This window comes from Flavobacterium sp. PLA-1-15, from assembly GCF_049060005.1.
In the GTDB taxonomy this organism is placed as follows: domain Bacteria; phylum Bacteroidota; class Bacteroidia; order Flavobacteriales; family Flavobacteriaceae; genus Flavobacterium.
Window position 1 is genome coordinate 1 of sequence record NZ_JBMGQS010000010.1, and the last position, 12,240, is coordinate 12,240.

Consider the following 12,240-nt stretch of genomic DNA (forward strand, 5'->3'; position numbering starts at 1 on the left):
ATCTTCTCAAACTACATCTGTAATATATTATGTGATCTCTCCTTCGTCGAGAGGACAACTTTGCGGATGTGGAGTATGGAAAAACCTCAAAGTCATTTCCAAGTAGCATCTTTAAATATTATGTAATGACTCCAATCTTGTCTCCCCAATCTTCTCACCCCAATCTTGTCATCTCGACGCAGGAGAGATCGCATAAAGAAGCTCCGTAAAGCAATTCTATAAGAAACCTCATAAAGTATTCCGCAAAGAATCTTCTCAAACTACATCTGAAATGTATTATGTGATCTCTCCTTCGTCGAGAGGACAACTTTTCGGATGTGGAGTATGGATAAACCCCAAAAGTCACTTCCAAGTAGCATCTAAAATATTATGTAATCTCTCCTGCATTGTGATGAAAACTGTATGGATGTGGAGTATGGGAAACCTCAAAGCATTTCTCCAAACCATCAACCTAATGTAATAGGCTATCAATACACAATCTTCTTGCTTACCACTGCTCCGTTTTCGAGGGTTACTTTTACGATGAGCACCTGCTCGTTCATCACGATGTTGGAGGCAGAAAATTGCTTTTGGCTGTTGTTCTTGCTTTCAAAAACCGCTCTCCCCAGGAGGTCGTAAACGGTAACGTCCTGTATGTTTTCGAAAGTGGATTTGATGTTGATTTCACCCTTGTTGTTGTATACGAGTACGCCATTTGCGACAGCCTCAGGAGTTTCGGTACCCAAATTGGTATTGACGAATTTCAACACAAAACGGTCGTTAAAAGTCCCCGGAACGGCATTGAAACTATAGGCCGAATCTTTCAGGTTGTGTGTTACATTCAAAGTCAAATCTTCAAGGAAAATGTCCTGTCCTTCGAAAATTCCGTCTACATGGTCAATGCCAATTTGCAGTGTTCCGGTCAAGGTATTGTTGTAGCCCATCGGGATGACATCCTGATTGTTGAACGGCAATGCCCTTCCTTGGATGGTAAGCTCCTTTTGGTCCAGCAATGAATACAAGGCTACGTGATTACCGCTAAAGCGCTCTCCGTCGTACCCCCAATCGAGTCCGTTTGTGGCATTTTCCATATAGCCCACCAACGTTTGGTTAAAGGCGCCTTGTGTATTGAAGATGTTCAGCCAGATGCGGTGTTTTCCAGTCATGTCCCAGTTTTGGACAGGAGTAGTGTTGGCAGGCCTAAAGAAAGTGTGGTTGTGTGCCTTTTCACGCATTCCGTTATGGTAAACAACATTGCCGGAAGCGATTCCTTTTACAAAGAAGGATTGACCCGAAGCTACATACTGGGTTGGGGTATTGGTGTTGCTTCCCGGAGAAGCAGAAGGTTTTGTAGATACCGGCCCTGTGAAATTAAAGGTGGCATAGTCGTGTGCGGTATATTGGTATTGTGACAGGGGGGAGTTGTGCGTCCATAGATAGACAGTTCCTTCCAAGAGGTTTCTGTTTTCCAATAAAAACTTTTCGATATCTAGTGCTGAAGGATATGGATTTCCGATAAGATTCCACTTGTCTGTTCCTCCTGTAACGGCATGTTCTACCAATCCATTATTTGGGATTCCGATAAAGGTGGCGGTATAATTTTGTACTGTGCTTGGGTCTGTAGAATAGTTTTGTGGTGCACGCACGGCATATCCGCGTCCGGGAACCATAACCTCATTACCCACGTTGATGGTAGCCCAAGCTTGCGGATCGGCGGCATGGTCCCACTTGTAGAATTTATCAAACATGGTCATTGGGGAAAGACTCATGGTAGGATGTCCTCCTAATTTATATCCCGAAGCTTCCGTTAGCGGCGAGCTCCAATAAGTAAGGTCGTAGCGGTACATGGGTTGGCTGATGCGGTGCATGATCATGTTTCCGGTTCCGGTATTGTTTGCAAAGTCGTTCGTTTGATAAAGCGAATTATTGTTAAGCACTTCGATGGTACCGTTGTTTACAATCTCGCTCTCTACCGACAGGTAGCGTTCTTCCAGTATAGGTGTCGTTTTTGGTGCTACGGTAAGCGTCACGCCAGCCTGTACTTCACATTCGCAGGCGGTAACATTTCCGTTTACAGCGGTGTCGTAATCTCCCGCAAAGATGGCTTTTTGGGAAGCAGTTGGCGGTGCTCCATCACCGGACCATGCGGTTCCATTCCAGGTTTTTGTATTGCTGATGCCACCGTAAATCACGATATCATCTAAGCTGATTGCTTTGTTTCCTGAGTTTGGTGCTGTTCCTGATACCGTAAAACGTATGCGTACGTTGGGATGTTCTCCTGTTGGACTCACCACATAGGTCAGCACGGGAGGATTGTTATAGGTTGCAGTATTTGGGGTAATATCAAAGATTTCCGGATTGATAAAAGTATTTCCTCCATCAATGGAATAGGAAACCATAAGATCCAGTTCGGCATTTGCTGACTTTCCCCTGAATTCCACTTTTGTAACATTGCTCAGGTCAAATTCTGTTTGGGTATAACCGATGTTACCATTGCTGTACAATCGCATTTGGATCCATTTAGAACCTGATAGTGCTGGAGTAGTAGTAGTTGGCGTTCCGTAAAAAGTTTTCCATTGTTTGTCAGACGGTCCGTCAAATACGGTTTGCTGATAGTTGGTTTGAGTTGTAAACTCAGCTTCTTCAAAACCGGTTTCGTATATTATTTCTTCTCCAGCAGCACAAGGAATATAGTGGGTTGCATTACCTTGAACAGCAAAAGTAAAAGGGTTTGCATTTGCCGTAACGTCATTGTTTGTGATGCTTACAGTAGCATTTTTTATTCCCATGGAAGCAGGGTTGAACGTTACGGTGAAGGTGGCCGAAGCACCTGCCGCAACAGTTGCCGTGGTTGGTGACACTGAGAAATTGACCGCATCACTGACAGTAATGTTAGTTACCGATAGCGCTACATTTCCAGTGTTGCTGATGGTAAAAGGCTTGCTCTCTGTGGTAGGCTGTGTTGTATTAGCGTTGGCATTTCCAATCAATGTATTATTGGTTGTGCTTATGGTTGTACTGCCATTATTGATTGCTATAGCGTTTCCGCTTACGCCGATTATGGCATTATTTCCAGTACCCCTGATGTTGAAGGCAAACAAATTTATGTTTGAACTGTTGTTTGGGATGTTGACAATGGCATTTCTTTCACCGATTGCAGTTGGAGAAAAAGTAACTTCAAAAGTAACTGTCGCTCCTGGAGCTACCGTTGATGGAGGGGGAGTGGTAACGGAAAAGTCAGTTGCATTTGCACCTGTGATAGTCAAGCCAGAAAGATTCAATACAGCCCCACCCAGGTTTTGAATGCGGTAGGACTTCGCTTCTGAAGTGCCAATTGTTCGCGCTGCAAAAAGAGTGTTCTGTGTGCCAACAGGAACATTGGTTCCATTGGTTATATCCGGATATGAACCCAGATTTGCTTCTACGTTAATAAAGGCAACAGCAGTGGTGACCTCACCATTAAGTACGGCTGTTTTAGTAGTGGCATTAGTTGATACTGCTTCCACCGTTCCTAAATAAATCGCTTGTGGAAGCCCTGCCTTCAATCGGGCATAGATACTGGTGTTGGATACCGCATTAGAAGCATTTCTTACCAATGTGATGGTTGCCAAAGGAGTAGTAAAGGTAGCATTTGTAGATAGTTCCCAATCTGTTGGAGCATTGATCGTAATGTTTTGTGCCAGGTTGGTTCCTGAAACTGTAAACACTTGATTTGTTGAAGGTCCTTGTCCTAAGGCATAAGTAAATATAGAAAAATTACTTGTAAGCACTATTGTAGGTTCGAAAACGGTAAGGGTTGCAGTATTTGAGGTCAAAGTGCCGCAACTGTTCGTTACGTTTACACGGTATTGATAGCCCGACATGTCCATTGTGGTTGCAGGTGTAGTGTAGCTGTTTGCGGTTGCAGTTGGAATATCTGTCCATTCGCTTCCGTTGTTAAGTTGCCATTGATAGGTTATCGTTGCTGAACCACTTGCAACAACCGAAAATGTGGTAGTGGTACCCACTAGGATGCTCCTGTTGACAGGTTGTGTTGTTATTGAAACCGCAGTGTTGATGGTAACTAGCGGACTTTCTATCGCATCGCTCCAGCACTGAGTAGTATTGTTTCTTGCTCGTACAAAACGGCTTCCAGTTGTACTGATGATTTGGTTGGAGGTAATAGGTGTTGCTATTGAAACATCATTGGCGGTAGTTTGCCAGTAATAGGTTTCTCCAGCAGGTGCCGTTCCCGTATAGGCTAAGGTAGCAGGACCACAAGAAGGGTTGTTGCTTGTGGAGAAGCTGTTGGCTGGTGTAGCCGGGAGGACAGCACATTGGCCAGTTCCCGAGAAATTGATTTCTTCATAGGTAATGCCTCCTACATTTAGGGTTACCTTTCCGCTTTGTGCCCCGGTTGTAGTGGCGTTGTAACGTATTTGGATAGTGCCGGAATAATCATTTTGTGCCGTCCTCACTAGTGTCAGTTGGCTGCTCCATGTAGTGCCGTCCAAGCTGATTTGAAAACCGGAATGTTCTGAGTTTAGGGCAATATTTCCAGTAAGGGCTTGTGCTGTGATAGCAATTGTTTGCGGCGCTGATGTAGTTCCCGTTGGAACTGTTCCAAAATTCACCACATCTGGGTTGGCTACAATGGTCATTGCAGGAGCAGTAACAGTACCGCTAACGGCAATTGTTTTTTGAGTGGCTCCAGTGCTGTTGGCAGTAATATTTCCTGAATATGTTGTAGCTGTCAAACCTGCTTTGAGCCTTACATAGCGTGTTGTATTGGCGGCAACGCTTCCACTGGAATGGTTCACCGTCAACACATCAGAATAAACCCCATTTATAGCCGTAGAAAGTTCAAAGTTCGTAGGCGCTTGAAGGGTAATATTGGCGGTAAGATTGCTGCCACTCAAGGTGAATGGTTTTCCAACTGATGGGCCGGAACCTTGTGCGTAGTCCAGTCCTGAAATGGCAGAACCAACTGTAATGGTTGGAGAAGTTTCTACAAGTTTATACAGTTGCAATTCATGCTGATTGGCATTGTCATAAGCGGCAAACCTTGGTGCTCCATTGTTATAGGAGAGTTGTCTTGTACTTGTGTTTACATTGTTTACGGTAAACTTGCTGCTGGAATATGAAAATGTCCATCTGTTTGAGTTGGCAGGATTGTCTTCAGCGGAAGCGGCATTGCCCGAACTCCAACCTACATATTTTGAAATCGCTTCATTAAATATTGTTCTTCCTGAACCGTTAGTTTCAATTTTCCAAACATTATTTGCGGAAGGATTAACAATGTTTCCAGAGGTTAGCGATACTGATGCACTTAGATAGTAACCAGTTGTAGCGGTTCCAGATCGACCATTTGTCATCAGAAAGGCATCGCTTTCATTTGTAATGACATAGTATCCATCGGTCAATTGGGCTAAAGATGTAATTTTTGTGAAGGTACCTGTTCCTGCATATTGTCCAAAGCTATTCGTAAATACGATCAAGCTCAGCATTACAAGCATTCGTTTTAAGATGGATGTGTAATTTTTTTGTCCCATATCAAGTTCTTTTATTTTACTTCAATTTATCGATTGACTTACCGAACAAAATTAAGGTCGGCGTCCTGAAATAATGATAACTAAGGATTACACTTTGGTTATTAATTGTTTACTATAGCGTTAGGGATGTTAATTGATTGTTAGTGATGATAACGCAAGAGTTTTTGCAATTCTTAGGTGATCGGTTCGATATAAAGCAAAAAAATCCCGTCTCTTTTGATTGAGACGGGATTCCTGAAATTCTGATTTGTGCTTTAGTAAACGATTTTTTTGTTTACAACTTGTCCGTTAACAAGTGTTGCTCTCACGATAAGTGGTTGCTCATTAAGCACCACATCAGTAATGTTGTATGAATTAGTGCCCACGTTTTTAGCATTAAAAACCTGTCTTCCTAAAAGGTCATAAACTGTAATGTTCTGTATGTTTTCGATTTGCGACTTAACGGTAATCTGATTGTTGTTTTTATAAACCGATACACCATTTGCAATATGCTCATGATCTGGATTGCTTAGTTCAGAAAATGGGGCATAACGCAATACAAAACGCTCATCAAAAGTTCCTATCTCTGAAGTGAATGCATATTCAGACTCTTTCAAGTTGTGTACAATGTTTAATAATTTGTCTTCCAAGTACACATTCTGATACTCAAATAATCCGTCATAATGGTCGATGCTTATGTTTAAAGGACCGGCTATCGTACTTTGGTAGCCTAATGGCACTTCATCTTCAGTTGTGAACGGCAGCGCTTTTCCTTGTATAGTGAAGTTTTTGTCCTCCACTATAGAATAAAGTTTCAGTTGTGTTCCTCCAAATTGTGGTCCATCATATCCCCAATCAATGCCATTTGTAGCATTTTCGATATAACCAACTAGTGTTTGGTTGAAAGCCTCTTCGTTATTACGAAGGTTCAGCCAAACTCTGTGTTTTTCAGGCGTAGTTTCTACTTGATTGAAAGCGCTATTTTCTCCTGCTGGTCTAAAGAAGTTGTTGTTGTTGCTCACTTCTCTCATAGCATTTGTAAAAGTTACTGTTGACGCACCCGCCGAAATACCTTTTACATAGAAACCTTGCCCTGCCGCTAAATATTTAGTAGCACCACCCGTGCTTCCTAATGGATAAGTAGTTGTTGGTCCTGAAAAGTTATAAACGGCATAATCACTGTTGTTATACGAATATCCGTCCAAGGCAGTATTGTGCGTCCACAAATAAATTGTTCCTTCCAGTTTTGTATTGTTGGCCAATAAGAATTTCTCAATATCAATTGCTGATGGATATGGATTTCCTAGAAGATTGAATCTTTCTGGTGTAGAAGCTCCGTTTCCAAAAGTCGCATAAGTAACGTTACCGTTGTTTGGAACTCCAGTAAAGCTTCCAGTATAGGGAACTTTCACTGCAGGATTTGTAGAGAATGATTGTGGTGCTCTAACGGCGTATCCTTTGCCAGGAACCATAGCCTCAGCGCCAACAGGGATAATGACCCATGCACTAGTAGCAGCATTCCATGACATAAACTTATCGAAAAGGGTCATCGGAGAAAGATCCTTCACAGTATGTCCCTTTACAGGAGAACCCCAATAAGTAAAGTCATAACGATACATAGGAGTGGTGGTTCTCATGACTTTTATTTTTCCAGTATTGTTATTGGTAAGCTCATTATCAACGACTGTAACCTGAACAAGGCTTCCGTCGTCTTCCACTAGAATTCCTTCAGTGGCAGTGTTATCTACAGTTGTAATTCCATTAGTAACGGTTAGCGATTTATTGCCTTCAATTTTAAGCAAGCTAGAAGTAACGGTCAAATTATCCCTTACAAGGATTGGGTCTGTGGCAAGTGTTTTAGTTCCTGTTCCAGATACAGCCACTTTTTTATAAGAGTTGTTTGTGCTGATGTTGTAAGGCGTTATCGTTTGATCTGCTCCCGCATATTCTACTGTTGAACCAGCTTCTAATATTGGATTTACCAAGATCGCATTGCTAATTGCTGTACTTGTGCTTCCTGTAAAACCATCCGTGTTTTTGAATTTGAATGTAGCACCATTCTTAACCGTGAAAATAGCAGATGCAGCTACAAACTGTATTCCTTGGGTTGCACTATTATTAGAGATGTTTGTTCCATTGATATCGATTCTTCCATAATTGATAGTAGGAGAACCCAATCGGATTTCGATGGCATTTCCAGCACCATAAAATTCAATTTTAGAAGTACTTGCTAAAGTGTATGTGCCTGCAGCATCTGGCTTAACGCCTGTTCCAGATATTTTATATTGCGATGTTCCTGTCATGGTTAAAGCTGTAGAAGCTCCACCGGCAGCAAATGTTTGAGCCTCCAATATAACGGGACTGGCTATGGTAAGTTTTGTGGAAATCGCAGTGTTTCCAAGCAATGTCTTGGTGCCACTTCCTGTAAGAGTCAGATTAGCGTATGACGGAGATGCTTGAACTGGTTGAGCTCCTGCACGGCCATATTCAATAGTACTTATTGGACCTAAAACAGGAGAAATTGTTGGGATAGCGGCATTAGCACCCACAAATCCTTGTTCATCGCGGGTAATAAATCTTCCATTGATGTTTACAGATGGAGAACCTCCGCCATTTAGAACTTGATTTTCACCATTATTGTCAAAAGCCCCAGTAACATTTAATGCGGCATTGTTTAGGATTAAATTATTGCTTGATCCAGATGCCAGCTTGAAAGTATAGCTCAGGACGTTGAAGGCTGTATTTATCGTCAGAGGAGTAGTCATGTTAGAAGTAATATTAGCAGAAGTAGTTACTGTTGCCGGATTACCAAAAACGATTCCTGCACCAACCGGGAATGGGGTAGTGGTTGAACCTGCTAAAATATAATTCACGTTTGCAGGAAGTGAAAGCCTTCCCGTTGCAGGAGTGGTGTTCACACTTGCAAACCCTTGAAAGGAACCTACTGATCCTACGCCACCAATACCACCTGTGTTAGTTGTAGAAAGGGTAGAGCCTGATTCGAAAGCTACACGTGAATGTGTTGCGTTTCCTGTAATTACTCTAGCGCCCAAGTTAATTCTTCCACCATTTAGAACCGTAAAAACAGATTCTGCCCCAGCGGCTGATCCAAAAGTAAGATTAGACGACATTGATAATGTGGTCCCAGAATTTACAGTATAGGAAACAGAAGACGAATTTGTTCCGGTATAATTAAAGGTTTGCGTTCCTGCATAGAAAAATACAAATCCCTTTGCAGGAGTTGCAGACGAAGTTGTAAAAGTACCGTTTTCAGTTTTAGAAAAATTTCTTCTAACGTTGATGACGTTTCCTGTAACATCTCCTGTTCCGAAATCAATAGCAGGCGAGGCAAGAGATGTAGAAACAAAGCTGTTGTTTAATGTTAGATTGGCAACTCCGGTTGAAGAAGAAACATTTTCCAAAAGCACCGCTCCTGTTCCAGACAAGTTGAAATTTCTATTTATTGATAGGTTGAAATTTACATTACCACTGTTAGCGTTATCGATTAATATGAATTTCCCTGCGCTAATATTAAAAACATTTGTTGCATTTATGGTGACAGTTCCAGATCCTTTTGAAGCGATAAATTCTCCACCTGTAATTGTGGTGATACCAGAAAGTGCAAGAGTGTTGCTTCCTGTTCCATTAGAAACGATTAATTTACCGTTAGCAAGATTTAGTCCTGTGATTGTATTGGTGTGCGTACCAGAGTCATTGATGCAGATGATGTTGTTTGCGTTAGAAGTAGTAGTTCCTATGTTAAGTTTGCCAAGTACTTTAAAAGCACTATTATTCATGACAACTGGAGCTCCTTGGTTTGGATTGTTCCAATTTAAAATACCAAAGGACTGGTTTGCATTACTTGCGGTAATTGGCGTAACGTTGTTAAGTCCTATTATGTTACAGATAGAAGCCGCATTCCATGCCGCATTAGGGAAAGTTAGGGTTGCAGAAGCTATGTTGTGATTGTAAACCCCAGTTGCTCCAAAACTTGCTCTTGCTCCCGTAGCTTGAGTAAATGTTCCATTATTGTAATTAAAAGTACCACGAACTGTAAGATCGGTTGCACCATTGTTTAAAGTAAAGTTGGCACCCGTTTCTAAAGTAAGAGTGGCGCCAGTTTCTACTATTATCTGATCGGCAACTATGGTAGTAGTACAAGTTATCGTGTGTCCTGGCTGAATCAAGATCCCTCTTGAAAATTGGTTTGGAACCAAGGTGGAAACTATCCAACTGTCTACATTGTTGTGCGAAGTTTCCCAGCTACTTGCGGTTCCCCAGTCTCCTGAAACGACCCTACTACGGAAATAATTACTTGCCCCTGACGCTAGACCTATGTCAAATTCTGTAGACACAGCGGGTGCCAAGGTGGTTGAAGTTGCGGTCAAGGTAAATCCTGTTCCTGCTGTATTATGTACGATAGATGCAAAAGTTGCCAGTCCAGAGGCGGTATTTCTATTGGCAACATTAACAGGTGTTCCTACTGTATTAAAGCTTCCTGTCGTAGTAAGAATCACGGGAATAGTATGATAACCGGTATCACGATTACCGAGAGCATCAACTGCTTGCATAGTGACAGCTGGAGCCATGGCAACAAAAGTATCGGTGTCGCTAGGTTCTTGAACAAATTCTAGTTTTGTGGCTACAACATCAATTCTGTTATTAGGAGACGTAGATGATGTTACAGCTCTTGAACCATTAGCAGAAGTTGTTCCTGCATGGGTAAATGCAAAAGTAGATCCTGTTGATAATGCTCCTGCAGCTGTTACTGTAAACACGGGAATTATACCATCGGTTACCAATTCATTATAGGTTACCCTAATTGTAAATGTCTTGGTTCCGTTATCTGGAGCAGCCAAGGATAAATCGCTGAAAGTAATGCTTGCCGCGCCGTCCATATCTTCACCAACTTCTGTAACTCCGTCATAAAGGGCAACAGACCTAATATTTGCTGAATTGGATAATGCAAATGTTATATTGGTAAGCGTAGTTGGCAGATTGTCTGTATCATTTGTACCGTTACCGTCGCTGATGGTAAAGCTCCCTACTTCAACAGAATTGTCAATAGTAACATCATCAGCTTGATAGTTTATGTAAGGGATGTTGGTTGGGTAAACATAGGAAGGTGTCGTTATTATGCTTGAGGCTTTGCTTGGCAAACCAGTTCCCTTTAAAATGACTATGTAGGTAGATTCATCGGCATCATCATTCTCTATGGTCAAAAAGGCTTCTTTTGCTCCAACGGATGTAGGAGAAAAAGTCACTGTAAAAGTGGTATTTGTTCCCCCTGCAATACTTGAAGAGGTAGCACTTTCATTCACTGTAAACATCGATTCGTCTACTCCACCTACTGCAATTTTTGGATTGGCTGTTAGGTTTAACGTTGTAGATGCTTGAGTGTTCTGAATGTTGAAAGTAACCGCAGTTGAGTTGTTTCCGGATGGTACAGCCGTGGCAAAAGTGTAGGTTCCAGTTCCTGTAGCATAACTGGTAGTACCAACGCGCACATTTATTTCCTGTGCATAACTAATTAAGGAAGTTAATACTAATGCTAATGTAATTTTCCAATTCATAATTTATAGGGGTTAAATTAAAACCACAACAAATTATTTCCTGAAAAATCAGAAAGCAGATTGTGTTCAAAAGCAGATTTGGGGAATCTGTAAATCGGGTATAAATATATAAAAAATCGATGAAAGGTTAAAAAAAATTGTTGAAATGCACGATTTGATTTTTTTGTTAAAAAACAGTGTTCTTGCAATTAAATGATTTAAAAATCCATTAATTCTGTAAATAGCAATTCAATAATCACAATTTTATTTCTTAAAACAATTCCTTGACATTATTTTGGTAAAGAAACAAAATTTATAGCTTTTAAAAATACCTATTTGTAGGTATTTTTATTCTTAAAATAATAAAAACAATGCCAAGACCACAATTCCTTTTTTAAGAACAGATTTAAAGTAATTGTTCTTCTTAAAAATCACTGTACTTATTGAAATTCACTTAAATAAAAAAATTTCATGAAAAAACTATTGCATCCAGTGAGTAAATGGTACATTTGAAGCATTGTCATTCCACAAAAAGTTCAAATGAATTCAGTAAAAACATACACTGTTGACGAAGCCAAACAAAAATTAGAATATTATTGTGCTTACCAGGAGCGTTGCCATTATGAGGTTGTAGAAAAACTACGATTAATGAGAATGATTCCCGAGGCTATTGACTTGATAATCGTACATCTCTTGGACAACAATTTCTTGAACGAGGAACGCTTTGCATGCAGTTTTGCTAGAGGGAAACACCGAATAAAATCTTGGGGTAAGATTAGAATTGTCAACGAGTTAAAGTTTAGAAGTATTTCGAAGTACAATATTGATATAGCCTTAAAGGAAATTGAAGCAGAAGAATATTTTTCTACTTTCCATAAATTGGCGGATAATCATTGGCAGAATATGCATGAGCGTGATTCTTTAAAAAAGCGCAAAAAATTTTGTGATTTCCTCCTTCGAAAAGGGTATGAGAGCAATATGATTTATGAGAAAGTAAAAGATTTAGAAGCGAACCTGTAAAGATGTTATTTAATTAGCCAATAAAATTTATTTAAAATATAAAAGCAATGTATAGTGTTTAGTCACTAATTTTTTATTTTTGGATAATTTCTAGAACCACTTTTTTCAGAAAACATAACTTTACAACATCTGAAAAAAGAGCACTCGTTCTTTTAAGACTCTTCCTTCCAAAACCAATT

At 40.6% G+C, this 12,240-nt stretch carries 3 protein-coding genes; 1 reads left to right on the top strand and 2 read right to left on the bottom strand.

The features are described from left to right. Positions 1 to 467 precede the first annotated feature (467 nt). On the bottom strand, positions 468 to 5,510 hold the full coding sequence (locus tag ACI6PS_RS08065) for a choice-of-anchor D domain-containing protein (RefSeq protein ID WP_421012044.1): 5,043 nt from the start codon (positions 5,508 to 5,510) through the stop codon (positions 468 to 470). Between the two features lie 254 nt (positions 5,511 to 5,764). Then, positions 5,765 to 11,062, bottom strand: a complete 5,298-nt coding sequence (locus ACI6PS_RS08070) for a T9SS sorting signal type C domain-containing protein (RefSeq protein WP_421012045.1) — start codon at positions 11,060 to 11,062, stop codon at positions 5,765 to 5,767. 519 nt (positions 11,063 to 11,581) lie between these two features. On the opposite strand from ACI6PS_RS08070, the gene ACI6PS_RS08075 reads away from it, so the two are divergent. Further along, entirely contained in the window at positions 11,582 to 12,061 is a 480-nt protein-coding gene (locus ACI6PS_RS08075) for a regulatory protein RecX (RefSeq protein WP_421012046.1), read from the top strand. The last annotated feature ends 179 nt before the right edge of the window (positions 12,062 to 12,240 follow it).

Bases quoted from the DNA above. Each gene is read 5' to 3' on its own strand.
- ACI6PS_RS08070 (WP_421012045.1), bottom strand. From the start codon at position 11,062: ATGAATTGGAAAATTACATTAGCATTAGTATTAACTTCCTTAATTAGT.
- ACI6PS_RS08075 (WP_421012046.1), top strand. From the start codon at position 11,582: ATGAATTCAGTAAAAACATACACTGTTGACGAAGCCAAACAAAAATTA.
- ACI6PS_RS08065 (WP_421012044.1), bottom strand. From the start codon at position 5,510: ATGGGACAAAAAAATTACACATCCATCTTAAAACGAATGCTTGTAATG.